14 protein-coding genes and 1 pseudogene are annotated in these 16,398 nt (G+C 60.9%); 8 read left to right on the top strand and 7 right to left on the bottom strand.

What is annotated here, in order from left to right; genetic code table 11:
- Nucleotide 1: 1 nt before the first annotated feature.
- From EOA38_RS03335 to EOA38_RS03325, 3 genes are all read right to left on the bottom strand, one after another.
- On the bottom strand, nucleotides 2-2,374 hold the full coding sequence (locus EOA38_RS03335; RefSeq protein WP_127298439.1) for an aminomethyltransferase family protein: 2,373 nt from the start codon (nucleotides 2,372-2,374) through the stop codon (nucleotides 2-4).
- Nucleotides 2,375-2,415: 41 nt separating this feature from the next.
- Entirely contained in the window at nucleotides 2,416-3,483 is a 1,068-nt protein-coding gene (locus EOA38_RS03330) for a GlxA family transcriptional regulator (protein WP_189350337.1), read from the bottom strand.
- 143 nt (nucleotides 3,484-3,626) lie between these two features.
- Nucleotides 3,627-4,970, bottom strand: coding sequence for an NAD(P)/FAD-dependent oxidoreductase (locus EOA38_RS03325; RefSeq protein ID WP_189434432.1), 1,344 nt, complete (start codon nucleotides 4,968-4,970; stop codon nucleotides 3,627-3,629).
- Nucleotides 4,971-5,137: 167 nt separating this feature from the next.
- Between EOA38_RS03325 and EOA38_RS03320 the strand changes: the two genes are divergently transcribed.
- Nucleotides 5,138-6,433, top strand: coding sequence for an ABC transporter substrate-binding protein (locus EOA38_RS03320; protein WP_127298438.1), 1,296 nt, complete (start codon nucleotides 5,138-5,140; stop codon nucleotides 6,431-6,433).
- 23 nt (nucleotides 6,434-6,456) lie between these two features.
- Here the strand turns inward: EOA38_RS03320 and EOA38_RS03315 are convergent, their stop codons facing one another.
- The gene (locus EOA38_RS03315) at nucleotides 6,457-7,152 is read right to left on the bottom strand and encodes an FCD domain-containing protein (protein WP_210212947.1); all 696 of its coding nucleotides are present in this window, start codon (nucleotides 7,150-7,152) and stop codon (nucleotides 6,457-6,459) included.
- Nucleotides 7,153-7,470: 318 nt separating this feature from the next.
- Here EOA38_RS03315 and EOA38_RS03310 point away from each other — a divergent pair, with 318 nt between their 5' ends.
- The 4 genes from EOA38_RS03310 (at nucleotide 7,471) to EOA38_RS03295 (ending at nucleotide 11,361) form a co-directional block, all read left to right on the top strand.
- Complete coding sequence (locus EOA38_RS03310; RefSeq protein ID WP_127298437.1) at nucleotides 7,471-8,604, top strand: aminomethyltransferase family protein; 1,134 nt, start codon at nucleotides 7,471-7,473, stop codon at nucleotides 8,602-8,604.
- Nucleotides 8,605-8,675: 71 nt separating this feature from the next.
- Nucleotides 8,676-9,275, top strand: a complete 600-nt coding sequence (locus EOA38_RS03305) for a dimethylamine monooxygenase subunit DmmA family protein (protein ID WP_126089967.1) — start codon at nucleotides 8,676-8,678, stop codon at nucleotides 9,273-9,275.
- Nucleotides 9,272-10,237 carry a PDR/VanB family oxidoreductase gene (locus EOA38_RS03300; RefSeq protein WP_127298436.1) on the top strand — a complete coding sequence of 322 codons (966 nt, stop codon included), beginning with the start codon at nucleotides 9,272-9,274 and terminating at the stop codon, nucleotides 10,235-10,237. Before EOA38_RS03305 ends, EOA38_RS03300 begins: the two co-directional genes overlap by 4 nt.
- Before the next feature lie 83 nt (nucleotides 10,238-10,320).
- Nucleotides 10,321-11,361, top strand: coding sequence for a DUF3445 domain-containing protein (locus EOA38_RS03295; protein WP_127298444.1), 1,041 nt, complete (start codon nucleotides 10,321-10,323; stop codon nucleotides 11,359-11,361).
- Between the two features lie 231 nt (nucleotides 11,362-11,592).
- Here the strand turns inward: EOA38_RS03295 and EOA38_RS03290 are convergent, their stop codons facing one another.
- The 3 genes and pseudogenes from EOA38_RS03290 to EOA38_RS03280 all read right to left on the bottom strand — a co-directional run bounded on the left by EOA38_RS03290 (nucleotide 11,593) and on the right by EOA38_RS03280 (nucleotide 13,790).
- A complete protein-coding gene (locus EOA38_RS03290) occupies nucleotides 11,593-12,462 on the bottom strand; it encodes a ferritin family protein (protein WP_189434427.1) in 870 nt (289 codons plus the stop codon).
- Nucleotides 12,408-12,641: pseudogene (locus tag EOA38_RS03285) on the bottom strand (transposase); the annotation flags it as partial. The gene EOA38_RS03290 and the pseudogene EOA38_RS03285, both read right to left, overlap by 55 nt.
- Before the next feature lie 270 nt (nucleotides 12,642-12,911).
- A complete protein-coding gene (locus tag EOA38_RS03280) occupies nucleotides 12,912-13,790 on the bottom strand; it encodes a LysR family transcriptional regulator (protein WP_245480745.1) in 879 nt (292 codons plus the stop codon).
- Nucleotides 13,791-13,938: 148 nt separating this feature from the next.
- Here EOA38_RS03280 and speB point away from each other — a divergent pair, with 148 nt between their 5' ends.
- From speB to EOA38_RS03265, 3 genes are all read left to right on the top strand, one after another.
- Nucleotides 13,939-14,910, top strand: a complete 972-nt coding sequence (gene speB, locus EOA38_RS03275; protein WP_127298433.1) for an agmatinase — start codon at nucleotides 13,939-13,941, stop codon at nucleotides 14,908-14,910.
- A 3-nt stretch (nucleotides 14,911-14,913) separates the two neighbouring features.
- The gene (locus tag EOA38_RS03270) at nucleotides 14,914-15,696 is read left to right on the top strand and encodes an SDR family oxidoreductase (RefSeq protein ID WP_127298432.1); all 783 of its coding nucleotides are present in this window, start codon (nucleotides 14,914-14,916) and stop codon (nucleotides 15,694-15,696) included.
- Nucleotides 15,693-16,398 (top strand): SDR family oxidoreductase (locus EOA38_RS03265; protein WP_145965915.1); only part of this gene is annotated, 706 nt, incomplete at its 3' end. The genes EOA38_RS03270 and EOA38_RS03265, both read left to right, overlap by 4 nt.

Below are 16,398 nucleotides of genomic sequence, written 5' to 3'. Positions count from 1 at the left end.
GTCAGGACTGCGGACGGGTTTTCTTGGGATCATAGTGCGATAGCGGGACGATCGTGGCCGGCAGCCGCTTCTGGTGGCCGTCGAGCTTGCCGATCTCGACCTGCGTGCCGACATCGGCATGGGCCACGTCGATGCGCGCCAACGCAATGTTCTTGCCGAGGATCGGCGAACGCGTTGACGATGTGACCTCGCCGATCTGCGCGCGCCCAAGGTGGATGCAGTCGCCATGGCCGACCGCGACGGCCCCTTCGATGTCAAGCCCGACCATCTTGCGCGATGGATGCTCCTTGCGCCGGATCAGCGCGTCGCGCCCGATGAAATCGTCGGGCTTGGACTTGAGCGGCACGGTGAAGCCGATGCCCGCCTCGAACGGGTCGGTCTGATCAGAGAAGTCATAGCCGGCGAAGATCAATCCGGCCTCGATCCGAACCATATCGAGGGCGGCCAGGCCCATGGGCGTCAATCCGTGTGCCGGCCCCTCGGCCCAGATCGCGTCGAAGACCTCGCCCGCGTGCTTGGGATGGCACCAGACCTCGTAGCCCAACTCGCCCGTGTAGCCGGTACGCGACAGCACGACAGGTAGGCCCTGGTCATCACCGATGCGGCCAAGGGTGAAACGGAACCAGCCGAGTTCGGCGATCGACGGCTGATGCGGCGGCGTCCAGACCACCTTTCTCACCAGCTCACGGCTTTCCGGCCCTTGTACGGCAATGTTGTGCAACTGATCGGTGGAACTGCGGACCAGGACGTTGAGGCCGAGCTTTTCCGCCTGTTCGCGCAGCCATATGCCCGAATACTCGTCGCCGCCGACCCATCGGAAATTGTCCTGACCGAGACGGAACAACGTGCCGTCGTCAATCATGCCGCCATGCTCGTAGCACATGGCGGTATAAACGATCTGGCCAACCGCCAGCTTCTTCACGTCACGCGTCAGCGTGTACTGGAGCAGCGCTTCCGAATCCGGTCCCGTCACCTCGAACTTGCGCAGGGCGGAAAGGTCCATCAGCACCGACTTCTGCCGGCAAGCCCAGTACTCCTCGATCGGCCCGGCTTCTACGTAGCTGTTGGCCAGCCAGTAGCCGCGATATTCCACGAAGTTGCGGGTCAGCTTGGACAGGCGGTCGTGAAACCCGGTTTCCTTGGTCATCTTCGGCTCCGAATCGGGAGTGGCGCGGATCGCCACGGCGCGTTGGAATTTCTCCGCCCCTGAATAGGTGCGCACATGGATGTCGGTTGGATTCCAGCCATTGGCCGCCGTCGTGTCGTCAGGGCAGGCGGAGTTGACGCAGACGAGGTCGGTCAGCGCCCGCAAGAGCACGTAGTCGCCTGGCCGCGACCACGGCTCGTCTGCATACATGACGCCATGCGCGTCGACCCCGGTATTGAAGAAGAAGTTGGCCGCCATCCAGCCGCCGCGCGGACCGACGCGGTATGAGCCGAGCGCCTTGTTGAAGTTTTCCGTGCAGTTGATATGGCCGGGATAGCCGATATCGTCGTAATATTTCGCATAGCATGCCAGCGAGAAGGCGTCGTGCCGACCGCAAGTGTCCTGCACGACCTCGACCAGCGGCAGGAAGTCCTGATCGTAGTACTTCGAATGCAGGCCAGGCAACGGATAGGCATGCCCCATCGCGCTGCGCGTGGCCGTGACGTCGAGCGCATGCTCCTTTCCCTTGTCCAATTTGCGCGCTGAGAAGCACTGGAAATCGGTGCACTGGCGTCCGTCGACATCGATGATCTGAATGTAGTCCCCGGCCTTGACGAAATAGGCCTCTGCCGTCGAGGAGTGCACGCGAAGATCGAGAACCGGATCGGCAAGCGGATCGGGCAAATCCCGGGAGGTTTCACGCAAGCGCACCGTCGCGCGCCGCACGTGGACGATCAGCGGCGTCGCAGTCTTCTGGTCGTCCGGCGCCATGTCGGTTCCTGGCGCGGCGATGACGAGCCAGCCGCCGCGCTGGACGGTCAGCTCGACTTTGGTCTTCGGCGGCGTTGTCGCGTCGAAGAAACGAAGCCCGCCCGCCGCGGCGAGGTCGATACCACGGATCTCCAGTGCCTTGCGCAGCCGTTGCAGGCTGCCGTCCTGACTGGTTAGCAGCGCCTTCAAACCAGCAGCATCCGAGTTCGGACCATGGCCGACGATGCCGGCGTCAATGCTGCCCGACGCGTCGGCCACGACGACCTCGCAGATTTGGCCGCCCTCATCATTCGTTACGGTGATGCTGTCGCCTGCCTCAATGTCGATCAGCATCGCTCCGGCGCCGCCAACGATGTAGCGCTCGGTGCCGGCGGGCAGGGTCAATCCCCCGCGACGGATGATGCGGCTCGCCTGCGGCGGTCCACCGCGGACGGGAGGGTAGATCGTGTTCAGCATCGTTACCTCCTCACTGAGGCTGGCCTCAGCTGCTTCGTCGGCTACGCCGTCATCGACAACCTGTGTTGGGGTACTTCGGTGCAGTCCAATCCCAGCAGCGCCGGATCCATCAGATCGACACGCCCGTCCGCACGGGCAGCCAATCGTGTCTGATGCGGAGCGCATCCGTAGGCTTCGCGATAGACTTTGGAAAAGTGCGACGGCGAGATAAAACCGCAAGCCACGGCAACCTCCACGACCGGCAAGTTTGTGCTCACAAGAAGCAACTGCGCGCGCTCTAGGCGCAGTTCCATGTAGTATCGGTTCGGAGAGCGTCCCAACTCTCTGTCGAAAAGCCTTTCCATCTGCCGTCGCGATATTCCGCTTAACGCCACAAGATCGTCGACCGGCATAGGATCATCCAAGCTTGCCTCCATCAGGCCAATGACCTTCATCACTGCCTTGTGGTTGAGCTTGACGCGAGAATGAAGGGGCAGGCGCTGTCGCTCTCCCGCCGAACGCATTCGGTAAGCGATGGCTTTTTCGCAGATGCGATTGACGATGGCTGAACCATGGTCACGTTCAACCAGGTGGAGAAACATGTCGAAAGATGCATCCCCACCCGAGCAGGTATGCAGATCTCCATCATGTTCAAAGGCCGTCTGAGTGGACTCTATGCCCGGAAACTGCTCGCAAAAGAGCGGAAGCTGTTCCCAGTGAACGGCGCACCGGCGCCCGTCCGCCAGTCCGGCCCGCGCAACGACGATGGTGCCGCTGCCGATGCAAATGAGGGGAATGCGACGCATGCGGCATTCCCTTAGCCAGGCATCGAGTTGCCTGTTTGGGCGCGGGACGGCGCTGCCGCCGCAAATCACGGCGGCTGACGTGAAGTTTGACTTTTGGGTCCTCTCGCGTTCAGTTCTCAACGAGGAGTCGATGCCGACGGTCATTCGGCAACTCGACATTGTCGGTTGCCCGTCCTCCGATATGACTTGCCAGCTGTAGACGTTCCTGCCGATCGCCTCATTGGCCAACCGCAATACTTCCACTGCGCAAGAGAAAGCTTGAAGCGAGAAGTTGGGTAAGAGGTAGAAACTAAACGACCTGTGTGCGGTCTGAGCAGTCAGCATGCCGGCTCCCTCCTCATCAGCTGCCATTCTCTTCTTGGCGAACAACGGAGCGGGTGTTCTTCTCCTCTGCCCGGAACCTCACTGAACACGGCACGGAAGTGACCGTCAGCGGGGCTCCGGACAAGTCGCTGCGCAACGTAAGTTCAGTTGCGCAGATAGCTCTGCATCGTATCGTCCAGCGCGTCTTTCCACGGCGTGTGATGCTTCGGCGCCATGGAACTGGTCATCACGGACTTGTAGCTATTGTCCCGGAACCCCATGATGTCCTTGATCTTGTGCTTCTTCCATTGGAAGAAAGCTTCGTTGGCGCCGTCAACGTCAAAACTTGGATAGTCGGTCTCGGCGATCAATTCCTTGACGTAGTCGCCCTGGTAGCGGATGGCGTCATAGCTATCCTCCCCAGCGTCTTCGGCCGCGACCCGCTTTTCGACATCGGCGATCAGTTCGTTCTTCGAGGCAGGCACCTTGATCCTGCCGAGGATTGCGTCACGCACCCACCATGCCTGCGCATCGAACATATTGAAGGTGTACCACTGGTCCTGCATGCCGAGATAAAACAGCGCCGGATTGTGGACGTAGACCACGCCTTTGTAGAGGTCAGCCGTGGCCAGCCTGTTCGCAGTGCGCAGTCGCAAATCGTCGGGCATGAACGGGAAATGGTGCTTGTAGCCGGTACAGAGGATGATCGCGTTCACGGTCGCGGTCGAGCCGTCCTTGAAGGTTGCGATGTTACCCTCGACCTTGGTCAGCAGCGGCACCTCTTTCCAGTTGGGCGGCCACTTGAAGCCCATCGGCTCGGTGCGATGGCTGACCGTGACCGACTTGCAACCGTACTTCCAGCACTGCGAACCGATATCCTCGGCTGAGTAGCTGGTTCCGACAATCAGTATGTCCTGACCGATAAACTCGCGTGCGTCGCGGAAGTCGTGCGCATGGAGAATGCGACCGTTGAATGTGTCAAAGCCGGGGAATTCGGGAACGTTCGGTGTCGAAAAATGGCCCGACGCGACGACGACGTGGTCGAACTCTTCCGAGTAGGATCGATCCTTGGGAAGATCGTGCACACGCACGGTGAACTTGCGGGTCTCCGGGCTCCAGGTCACATACCTGACAACGGTGGAAAATCGGATCCACGGGCGGACACCGGCCTTCTTCACGCGCCCTTCAATGTAGTCGAACAGCACGGCCCTGGGCGGATAGGACGCGATCTGTTTGCCAAAATGCTCCTCGAAGGAGTAGTCGGCGAATTCCAGACCTTCCTTGGGGCCGTTAGTCCAGAGATAGCGATACATCGAGCCGTGAACGGGTTCGCCAAATTCGTCCAGACCCGTGCGCCAGGTGTAGTTCCACAACCCTCCCCAATCCTTCTGCTTTTCGAAGCAGACTATCTCGGGAATCTCTGCGCCTTTCTGTGCCGCGGACGCGAAGGCGCGCAGCTGAGCCAAGCCGGACGGACCAGCACCGATAACGGCAATGCGTTTCTTCATTATGATTCTCCCATTGGTCTGAACCGGTTTTTGATAGATTGGTTCTTTTGGTTCAAACCAGTTATGATCGAAACGGCTAGCTTGTCAACTAATATTCATGGAAGGAAAATCAATTTGCGCCGGGATTGGCCTCGGTTTATGGACGGACGGTCGGTAGGGAGCGCATCATGAACGCCAGCAGCCTAGTGCAACGACTTGCAGTGAACGCCCAGGTCAAACGGCTTGGCGTCGGTGCACAACGTGTGGTCAAAGTAGGCTTTCTTGGGCCGCTCAGCGGGCCTGTTCGCTCTTGGGGGCTACCAGGGTTGAACGGCTGCCGCATCTGGGTGGATTGGATTAATCGCACCGGCGGAATGCTCATCGGCGGGACGCGGCACAACGTCCAACTGTTGGCCGAGGACTGCGGCTATGTTCCCGATCGGGCGGCGGAAGGGGCTCGGCGCCTCGTGCAGGATCATGGGGTAGGGCTGCTGATGATGCACGGAGGCGACACGTTCCGTCCGATCCAGGACTATCTCATGTCGCGCAAGATTCTGACCTCGACGCTGCTGCCGAGCGATCTTTCGCCCGACACACCGTACCTGATCGCGCCCAGCGAGATCCATCCCCTCTACAACGTCACAGCCGTCGAATGGCTTGCACGTAACCGCCCCGACCTGCGCCGCGTGGCGATGTGCAGCCAGACGGATGCGCTGGGCCTGCCTTCGCTGGCTACCTATCGCGCCGCCTTTGCGGCCGAGAGGATCGCGTCGGTGGGCGAGATCCGCTACGCGCCGGAGGCCACGAACGCCGACGAAATTCTGCGTGCAATGCTGGCTGGCAGTCCCGACATTTTGTGTTGGTGCACGAGCTATGAGCCAATGGTTCACGCGCTGACCGAGGCTGCTTTCCGGTCGGGATTTCGGGGGCAGATCATTTCTTGTACCGCCGACTATTATCGGCGGCTGGTCGACCGGACATCGATCGATTTCATGGAGGGCTTTCTGTTCCAGTTCCCGGACTTCGACGATCCAGAGCTCCGCGACAAGGCCTTCTTCTTCAATCGCCCAGCCGAGTTCTACGCGGAGTACAATCGGCGTTTCCCGGACAGCTGGAGCGCGGTTTCCTGGGAATACGTTGCCACGCTCGATCTCTGGCATGCAGCGGTCGAGAAAGCTGGAACGGCAGCGCCTGTCTCGGTTCTAGCAGCGATGAAGCATGGCGGGCTCGGCGAACATGCGTTCGGGATAGCGAAATGGGCGGGCTCGGATCTGTTCGGGAATGACAACGCCCTGATCGGCGACTGGCCCGTCGTACGCATTACGAATGGCCAAGCACGTATTGTAGCCTTTGGGTCGGTTCCGGCTTGGCTGCAGAGGCACGGCGCCCGGTTGCGCGACGAAATGCGCGCGCTTGGGCTGATGTGGGATCAGCGCCATTCCAGTGTCTCCGGAGAGCTCAGCATCGCCGTCGGATCGGACTGACCCCGAATCGGATTGGCCGAGGCTCAATCTTCCTGCAGAAGCAGCTTTTGTTCCTCAATCAGCAGCAGCTTGGTGAATTCAACCGCACTCTCGATATCCCGGGCGATGATCGCGTTGAGCAGCGTGTTGTAACGGCGCTGGTAGTCCTGTATCCGCCTGGGTGTCAGATGCCGCCGGTTGAGCGCGGCGCGGAAGCTCTGGCGGCGAGCCTGGATCAACAGATCGTAGCATGACGTTAGCAGCGGATTTCCCGCGCCGCGAGCTACCTGACGGTGGAATTCATCCTCGAGCCGGGCGAACTCCGCCGCGTCGGTTTGAACCCCTTCCATGGCCGACAAGGTCTCGCTCAGTCCTTCAATGGCGCGCGGCGACATGTTGATGATGGCGAGCCGCATCATGTCGGGTTCGATGATTCCGCGCATCACCAAGAGGTCGAGCGGGCTCGTCTCGGCGGCAACACCTCCTGTCGCGTCATCGAGGACTGCCTGACCCTTCACGAAGCTGCCGCTCCCGGCACGCCGGCGAATGAAGCCATGTTTCTCAAGTATGTCCAGGGCTTCGCGAACCGTGTTCCGGGCGACGCCAAGTTCACCGGCCAACGTTCGTTCCGAGGGCAGTCGTTCGTCGGTGGTGTATTGCTGAGAGGTTATTCGCGCCAACAGCGTGTCCACCACGACACGAACCGTGGCAGTGATTGAATGATCCGCAATGAGTGCCAAGGCAGCCTCGTGTTTCGATGACATCAACGACGTTCCTTTCGACATCCGAAAGTTCGCGTCCATTTGCGATGGTTCTGGTTGGCCACGCAAGCCGCTGCCGATGACCGCGGCCTTTTGGCGGTCAGCTGATCGCGATTGCCAATTTGGCGTTTTGCGCACGTGTCCTGCTGTCCATTTCTGTTGGCCTTTCGCTCTTGCCTGCCTGGGTGCTTGATCAGTCATTTTCGCCCTAAGGCAAAAAATTTTAACAGGAGTATTGATTTCAACAACCATTTCCCACAAACTGGTTCAATAATTGGTATAAAAAAGGGGAATGCAATGACCAATTCCTGGAGATTCTCCACGCTCGCCGATCGCCATCGCGCGCTTGGTTCGAAGCTCGAAGACTGGAGCGGCATGGGCACCGCCTGGCAGTATTCGGGCGACCCGGAGCGCGAATATCTGGCGATCCGCACCAAGGCCGGCCTCATGGACGTTTCCGGCTTGAAGAAGGTGCATTTGAACGGCCCCGCGGCCAGCCACATCATCGACCGCGCCACGACCCGCAACGCCGAGAAGATCATGCCCGGCCGCTCAGTATACGCGACCATGCTGAACGACGCCGGCAAGTTCATCGACGACTGCGTGATCTATCGCATGGGGCCGAACAGCTGGATGGTCGTGCACGGCTCGGGCGGCGCCCATGAACAGCTCACGATGGCGGCTACCGGGCGCGACGTTGCCATCCGCTTTGATGACAATCTCCACGACCTTTCGCTGCAGGGGCCGCTCGCCGTCGACTACCTGAACAAGCATGTGGAAGGTATCCGGAACCTCAACTATTTTAGCCATATGCACACCTCGCTTTTTGGTCTGCCGGTGACGATCTCGCGCACTGGCTACACCGGCGAGCGAGGCTATGAAATCTTCTGCCGCGGCCAGGATGCTCCTGCGATCTGGGACCGGATCCTGGAGGAGGGCGCGGGCATGGGCATCATCCCTTGCCGGTTCACGACGCTCGATCTGCTGAGGGCCGAAAGCTACTTGCTGTTCTTCCCTTACGACAATTCGGAGAAGTATCCGTTCGAGAACGAAGGTCCTGGCGACACGCTGTGGGAGCTCGGGCTCGACTTCACCGTCTCGCCCGGCAAGGTGGGCTTCCGCGGCGCCGAGGAGCATTATCGGCTGAAGGGCAAGGAGCGCTTCAAGATCTATGGCGTCAAGCTCGAAGGCACGACGCCGGCCGAAGAGGGCGCGCCCTTGCTCAAGGATGGCAAGAAGGTCGGCGTGGTGACGATCGGCATGTACTCCAGCCTCAACAAGCACAACATCGGCATTGCCCGCATGCCGGTCGACTGCGCGGTCGACGGCGTGAAGATGACCGTTCGGAATTCGAGCGGTGAAATCCCCTGCGTCGCCCACTCAATGCCATTCTTTGATGCGGAAAAGAAGCGCCGCACCGCCAGGGGATAGGTCGCGGTGAGATATCGCAAGCAGGGTTCAAACCTGCAAACCAACCAAAACGGAGCCGAGGGTCAAAGTCAGTGTTAGAAGGCTCGATTCCAAGCCGCCCCGTCTATGGCGAGCTGGAGATACGGCCGGGGCGGCTGCATTTGATGGTCGCCGACGCCGAAGGTGCCGAGGCGATCCTCGATTTGGCCGCCTCCGCGCCCTCCGATTTTTTCGCCAGGGCCCACATCATATACATTCCCAAAACGACGGGGGACAAGTTCGTCGCCAGGCTGGAGCAACTAGCCCCCGCCCAACTCTATGTCGGCCCCAGCTACGAGGCCGCGCTTCCCCGGCTAAGGAGGGTCCTGGCGGCGGCGCATATGGGCCTCCAAGTCTATCTGGCAGGGACCGAGGGGCTGATCGGACGAGCGATGCTCGAGGCCACGCAGGTGGGTATCCCGCATTCCGCGATCCAGACGGAGCACCGCGGCTCCACTGTGCGCCGCGTGCAGTGCGTGCATTGCAAGGGTATCACTGAGGACGTGACGCACGATCCTTTCCAATGCGCTCATTGCGGGCTGCATCTGTTCGTGCGCGATCACTACTCCCGCCGCATAGCGGCCTTCCAGGGCGTGCGCGTGGACGCGGAAGATCCCGGCAACATTCCCGAATCGGTGGAGCGGTTCAGATGAGCGCAGGAGCTGCAAAGATACCCGTCAAAGTGGCCGAGGTCACGCCGGTCAACGAGCTTGTCACACGATTCAAGTTCGTGCGCCGTGATTGCGGTCCGATGCCTACTTTCTCGGGCGGTGCGCACACGGTCGTGGAGATGAACGACCACGATCGCGTGCGTCGCAATCCCTACTCGATCATGAGCGATCCCGCCGACAGGGAGGGCTATTCGATCTCGATCCGCCGCGATGACAATGGAAGAGGCGGTTCATTGTTCATGCACCGGCAGGTGAGGCCGGGGATGGAAATGGTCATCTCCAACCCGATCAATCTCTTCGCGCTGGATTTGCGGGCGCGAAAGCACCTGTTGCTTGCCGGAGGCATCGGCATCACGCCGTTCCTGGCGCAGATCAAGCAACTTGCCGCCATGAATGGCAACTTCGAACTGCACTACTCTATTCGGACGGCATCCCTTGGCTCCTACACCGACGAGCTTGTGGCCAACTATCGCTCGCGTGTGCACCTTTACCATGACGACAGGGGCGAACTGATCGACCTGCCGGCCTTGCTCGACGGGCAGCCCCTCGGCACCCATGTCTATGTTTGCGGGCCCAAGGGCATGATCGCCTGGGTGCGCAAGACCGCGACGGCGCTCGGGTGGCCGCGCGAGGCGGTGCATCACGAAGAATTCCTTGCTCCTGCCTCAGGCAAGCCCTTCGAGGTGGTGCTGGCGCGGTCGAACAAGATGATCCATGTCGGCGAACATCAAAGCCTGCTTGAGTCGATCGAAGCAGCCGGCGTCGAGGCGCCATATCTCTGCCGCGGCGGTGCTTGTGGCCAGTGCGAGACGGACGTTCTCGAATATGAAGGAACGTTCATCCACAAGGACCATTGGCTGACACCGGCGCAATGTGCCAGCGGCACCAAGATCATGCCTTGTGTATCACGCTTCGAAGGCAAAGCGCTGGTGTTGGATCGATAGAGCAATTCCAGGAAAAGTGTGAAACGGTTTTCCGTCCGGAATTGCGCAAAACGATGAACCGCTCTAGCGAGGAGGACGCTGCGATGACTATTATCTTCAAGGAAGAAACGTTCTACGACGACTTCACCTTCCGCAACTCGCCGGAGGCGGTCAAGCGCTTCCCCTTCCCGTTTCCCGAGGACAGCTACATGTACTCGGTGAACCTGGAGCCGCATAAGTCATACCGTCCGGGCAGCGTTTTCGAGCGGACGTTCGACGTCGATGAGCACTACGTCTCCGAGATGCGCGATCGTGCCCGCGTCCTTGCCGAAGATCCGTTGCGTTGCCAGTCGCTGCCGCACATGACCCTGGCCGGTTGGGATCTGCTCGAGCTGATCATGACCTCGAAAGCAGAAGAGTATCCCGAGCTTTTCGAGCTGCACCGCGACGGCGCCAAATGGCACTGGATCAACCGCCCGCTGGGCATCGAGCAGAAATTCACCTTCCTCGATGAGACCACATTGCCCTATGGCCCGATGGAGTACATTACGCGGCAGACCCAGGGCGACTTTGCGGTACTTGACCAACGCGACGATAACCTGTGGATGGACGCCGGCATGGTGACCACACAGGCCGACTGGAGCCTTGATTTCGACATCGGCATGAACTTCTTCGAGTGGCACGCCCCGGTGCCGAAAGCGCACGAGATGGGTATCTTCCAGCGGGCGTTGAAGTTCCTCCTGAACGTGCAGCAGGGTTCGCCGGCGCGCCGTCTAAACTGGACGATGACAGTCAATCCTCTGCTCGACACAAGCCCCGAGAACTATCACAAATGGGGCGTGATGAAGAAAGACCTGAGGCTGGAGAACGTGGGGCAAATGATGCATTTGCGCGTCGAGCTCCAGACCTTCTTCCGTCTTCCTCGCTCGAATGCCCTGGTGTTTCCTATCCGCTGCTACCTCATCAAGCTCGACGAACTGGTGACGGTGCCGAAATGGGCGAGGCGCTTCCATCGCGTCATCCGCGACCTGCCGGCGGAACTGGCGACCTACAAGGGCTTCATCAGCAATCGGCCCAAGATCGTGGAATGGCTGTCAAAATATGATGACGGTGCCCCGACATCGCCAGGCATTTGGCCGGACTGATCCGTACGGGCTCCCGACTGCGAACGCAGGCATCGGAATGGTCGCGTTGCTACGAGATGCCGCGCGACGGGCGCTGGAGTCTGGCGTCCCGGAGCGCGCGTCACGATCGAGCCGCTGCGCGATCCGGTATGGCCATAACCGTCTTTCGAACTTAAGTAGCGCATTCGTGGCGGTCCCCGCTCCCCTGAACGGTGGCGTGTCGAGCGGGGGGCTGGGTTTCCACCTATCTCGTTACAAGATCGCGGACGACGGCAAGGCGCTTGACAGCGATGGTGGCAAGCGCCTGCGCCCTGTCCCGAGCGGCTGCGAAAGCAGGTGTTCGCCCGCGCCGATGTAGTAGTCGGCCAGCCCCTCGCAGAGCGCATCCAAGGATCGGGGTGGCGGCCGCCCGACAGGCGCGCGGCTCTGAAGAGGATCCGATGCGAGATCGAGAGAGACCTTGCGGGCTTCGAGGGCAAGATCCCGGTATGTATTCTTGTTCCCTTTCATGTCGGCATATCCCTCAAGGCGCATGCAGACCTCCATCTCCAGACTGGACAGATCGTAGGGCTTCTGGATTGCCGGCCCCAGATGCCGATCTTTGAAAAAGGCTTTCCGGCGCTCTCGCCGCAGCGTCTTTGCGTGCTCCAGTTCCGCGCGTGCCATCCGTTCGGCGGCTTCCCGGATTTCCGGCGACGCCCCGTGGGCTGCTACATAGGACCAGAATGCGAAGGCGCGCTCCTCATTGCGGACGGCGATGGCCAGGGAGCGATAGGCGTCAACCAATTCGGGGGAGACGAGCCAGATGCCTTCCTCGTCGAAACCGTCCTGCGGCACGGCATCGGCCGGCCGAATTTCGGGCGGTTTATGGGTGACCTGACGCGACCAGCCGGAGACCATGTCGGTATGGCCAGTCTCCTCGCGCACAAGACGATCGAACACGTCGGCTAGTTCTCGCCGACCGGCGCCGCGCATGCGCCTGGCCAAATCCGCATATCTGTCGGCAGATTCCTTCTCCATCGCCAGCGCGACGGCGAGAAGCTCCCCATCGACCGGATGCCGTTGGTTCAGATGCCAGCCGGTACATCGGATGTTCTTCCCCCAGGTTTGGCTGTCGACCATACTGGTTCTCTCAACGCCTTGAGCTTGGCGAAGGCCATTTCGATCGGGTTGAGATCGGGGCTGTAGGGTCGCAGGAAGAGCAGCCATGCGCCTCTTGCCCGGACGGCTGCCTCGGCGGCCGGACTCTTGTGGGCTGCGACATTGTCGAGAATGACGACATCGCCCTTTGCCAGCGTCGGATTCTAGTCCCTTTCTTGATCTTTAGGTTCGCCAGACCATACGAGAGAATACGAAGGAAATGGATTGGCGAACAGCCGCTAACATATTGTTTTTGTATAGAAAATAATGACCCTCCGGGCTCACCATTATCGTTATTTATCAATGACTTAGAGCGAATTTCTTCGCTCGGTTAGCCAGATCTACATGGCGAACCTCTTTGCATCGCTTTGATTTTATTGATCCATGGCAGGCTCCCGAGGACCAAAGCGTGTTGTGGTTCGCGGCCAAGCTTATCCCGAAGCCTCAACGCCAGCGACAATCGCTCGCGCCAGCGTTTCTGCTGCGCGTGAGGGGCGCTCGCGCGGGTAGGCAATGTGAAAGGGGTCCTCGAAGCACATGCGCTCCGGCGCAAGCACGCGCAGATGACCCTTGCGCACCGACTCTTCCGCATAGTGATCCGGCAGGAAGCCGATATAGACGCCCGACAGCAGGAGGAGCAGCGTACCCTCCATGTGCGGTGTGGCGGCCGACCAGGAAAAAGTGACGCCGCAGATCGTCTCGTCGGTCATGTATGTGCGTCCGGCGAATGGCTGTGCTTTCAGATGCGCATCCGTGATCCGCGCGTCAGGTATGTCGAACAGCGGGTGGCCTTTGGCACAATAGAGCTTCTGCACCTCAGAAAAGATCGTCTGTGACCGGAAATGGGAGGGAAGGCTGCTCATCCATGGCATGAGAACGATCTGATAAGCGCCGTCGAGCAAACCCTGGTAAAGCACCTGTGGCGCGGCGACGTCGATTTCCAAGCGGATGCGCGGCGCCAGCCTATGGAATTCGCCAAGCGCGCCCTGAAGGTTGAGAGCGCGATTGGTCATCATCGCATCCACCGTGCCAAATTTGAGGTTGCCGGACAGTTCTCCCTGCGCCTCGCCCAGCCGGCCCTGGAACTGCTCGATCGATCCGAGCAGATCGAGCGTCGCGGCATGGACTTGCCGTCCTTCCTCCGTGAGCAGGAAGCCACTGCGGCCCCTCTCGCAGAGCCGTAACCCCAGTCTTTCCTCGAGATGGCGCATATGGGTCGAGATCGTCTGCTGCGTCATGCCGAGGGCGGTCTGCGCGGCGGAAAAACCGTTGTGGTGAACGATCGCCGCGAACACGCGCAGCAGCCGCAACTCGACATCGCCGAGTGACAGATTAAGCACGCGCTGGCGGGATCGGTTGCGCATACATCGAATAATGCACAACTAAACATCCAATCATAGGAATTTATCGAAGTAGCATTGTCGGACCTACTCCTTCGCCACGAGAGAAGGGGTAGGCATGTCGAGCAATTCCTACGATTCCGGACGACTGAACCTGCCGTTCGTCGGCATCTGCACGTTCGGAAAATATCCCTACCAGCCCGACTGGGAGGCGATCGACGCCGACGTTGCCGTCGTCGGGGCGCCGTTCGACTGCGGCACGCAATGGCGCGCCGGAACCCGTTTCGGACCGCGGGCGATCCGCGAAGCCTCCACGCTGTTTTCCTTCGGCCATGGCGGCGCCTACGACCATGAGGACGACGTGACGTATCTGCCGGCCGACGAGGTCAGGATCGTCGACATCGGCGATGCCGATATCGTCCACACCGATACGATGAAGAGCCACGCGAACATCGAATTCGCGGTGCGCAAGATTCTCGCGGCCGGCGCGCTGCCGGTCGTCCTGGGTGGCGACCACTCCGTCAATATCCCGTGCATCAATGCCTTCTCGGACGATTGCGCGAAAAACGGTCCGATCCAGATCGTCCAGATCGACGCGCATCTCGACTTCGTCGACGAGCGGCACGGCGTGCGTTACGGGCACGGCAATCCGATGCGGCGCGCGGCGGAGAAGCGCTATGTCAGCGGCCTTTCGCAGCTCGGCATCCGCAACGTCTCCTCAACGGCGAAGGAAGGTTACCAGGATGCCCGCAAAATGGGCTCCGACATCCTCTCGGTGCGCCAGATCCGTACGTTGGGGATCGACGCGGTTGTCGACCGCATTCCCGCCGGCGCGCGCTATTACGTCACCATCGACATCGACGGTTTCGATCCGTCCATCGCGCCCGGAACCGGCACGCCCTCCCATGGCGGCTTCATCTACTACGAGGTTCTGGAGATCCTGGCGGCGCTGGCCAAGCGCGGCAGCATCGTCGGCATCGACCTCGTGGAGGTGGCCCCCGACTACGATCATTCCGGCTCGACATCGATCCTCGCCGCGCAAATTCTGATGAACATCATCGGCCGGGTCATGCACGCCAGGAAGGGTTGATCGATGGGCCGCGTCCGCTACGATTTCTCCGGCGAGAGCGTGCTAGTGACGGGCGCCAGCCGTGGCATCGGGCAGGCTGTAGCGGAAGCGTTCGCGCTGGCTGGCGCCGACGTGACGGTGCTGTCCTCAGGCAAGGGCATCCATGACGCCGCGCGCGAGATCGCGGCGGAAGCCGGTCGTCCGGTGCGGGCGATCGAATGCGACATCACTAACGCGGCCGCAGTGAAATCCGCGCTGGCCGATCTCGGACAAATCGACGTGCTGGTGAACAATGCCGGCCTGGAGCGGATCACGCCGTTGCTCGATCCGGACGGCGGCGTCGAGGAGACTTTCCGGCGCATCACCGACATCAACACCAACGGCACGTTCTACATTACTCGCCATGCCGTGCCGTATATGGGCGAGGGCGGGCGCATCATCGTCACCGCCTCGATCTGGAGCCGTGTGGCTGTCCCGGAATTCGCCGCTTATATCGCTTCCAAGCACGCCAATCTTGGCTTTACGCGGGTAATCGCCAAGGAACTCGGGCCGAAGGGTATCCGCGTCAATGCCGTCTGTCCCGGCTGGGTCCGCACCGAGGCGGCCATGCTGTCGCTGAAGAACATGTCGCTGCGCACCGGCCGCGGCGAGGACGATCTGCTGGCCGAGATCGTCGGCGCACAGGTCCTGCCTGGCCTGCTGGAGCCTGAGGATCTGGCCGCGCCCTACTTGTTCCTTGCTTCAGACGGCGCCAGGGACATGACCGGCCAGGCGCTGATGCTCGACCGCGGAGAGGTCATGGCATGAGCGCACGGGTTCTGGTGACGGGGGCGCACAGAGGCATCGGTTCGGCCTGCGCTTGCGCTTTCGCGAGGGCCGGAGCGCGTTTGGCGCTGGCCGACATCCGCTCGCCGGAGAATACCGCCGAGGCGGCCAGGCAAAGGGGTGCGGTCGAGGTTCTGGACCTTGCTTGCGACGTGTCTGACGCCAATGCCGTGGCGGTCATGGGCGAGGCCGTCAAAACCGCGTTCGGCGGGCTCGATCTGCTGGTCCATTGCGCCGGCATCATCCACGAAGCGCCGCTTCTCGATACGCCCGTCGCGGACTTCGATCGTGTGATCACCGTCAACCTGCGCGGCAGCTTCCTCGTCGGCAAGACGGCCATCGCCCTGATGGAAGGCGGCGAGCAGGCGCCCGCCCGCGTGATCATGATCGCCTCGGACATGGCCTATTACGGCCGCGAGACTTTCTCGCCCTATGTCGCGTCCAAGCACGGGGTTCTCGGCCTGGTGCGTTCTTGGGCGAAGGAATTCGCACCTCGTATCCTAGTCAACGCGATCTGCCCCGGCCCGATCGACACCGAAATGCTCGGCGCCGCGAATATGAGCGCTGAGTGGCGGAAAAAAGAGCTCGCGATCCCGCTGGCGCGCTTCGGCAAGCCGGAGGAGGTGGCCGAACTTGCCGTCTTCCTCGCCGGTAGCGGCGGCCGTTACTTCACGGGGCAGGGAC

The organism is Mesorhizobium sp. M1E.F.Ca.ET.041.01.1.1 (assembly GCF_003997355.1).
GTDB lineage: Bacteria > Pseudomonadota > Alphaproteobacteria > Rhizobiales > Rhizobiaceae > Mesorhizobium.
This window is presented reverse-complemented; position numbering and strand designations above follow the sequence as displayed.

What these genes read in the sequence shown, in the direction of transcription:
- EOA38_RS03325 (WP_189434432.1), bottom strand. Translation starts at nt 4,970, where the DNA reads ATGAAGAAACGCATTGCCGTTATCGGTGCTGGTCCGTCCGGCTTGGCT.
- EOA38_RS03300 (WP_127298436.1), top strand. Translation starts at nt 9,272, where the DNA reads ATGAGCGCAGGAGCTGCAAAGATACCCGTCAAAGTGGCCGAGGTCACG.
- EOA38_RS03290 (WP_189434427.1), bottom strand. Translation starts at nt 12,462, where the DNA reads ATGGTCGACAGCCAAACCTGGGGGAAGAACATCCGATGTACCGGCTGG.
- EOA38_RS03335 (WP_127298439.1), bottom strand. Translation starts at nt 2,374, where the DNA reads ATGCTGAACACGATCTACCCTCCCGTCCGCGGTGGACCGCCGCAGGCG.
- EOA38_RS03320 (WP_127298438.1), top strand. Translation starts at nt 5,138, where the DNA reads ATGAACGCCAGCAGCCTAGTGCAACGACTTGCAGTGAACGCCCAGGTC.
- EOA38_RS03270 (WP_127298432.1), top strand. Translation starts at nt 14,914, where the DNA reads ATGGGCCGCGTCCGCTACGATTTCTCCGGCGAGAGCGTGCTAGTGACG.
- EOA38_RS03295 (WP_127298444.1), top strand. Translation starts at nt 10,321, where the DNA reads ATGACTATTATCTTCAAGGAAGAAACGTTCTACGACGACTTCACCTTC.
- speB (WP_127298433.1), top strand. Translation starts at nt 13,939, where the DNA reads ATGTCGAGCAATTCCTACGATTCCGGACGACTGAACCTGCCGTTCGTC.
- EOA38_RS03330 (WP_189350337.1), bottom strand. Translation starts at nt 3,483, where the DNA reads ATGCTGACTGCTCAGACCGCACACAGGTCGTTTAGTTTCTACCTCTTA.
- EOA38_RS03310 (WP_127298437.1), top strand. Translation starts at nt 7,471, where the DNA reads ATGACCAATTCCTGGAGATTCTCCACGCTCGCCGATCGCCATCGCGCG.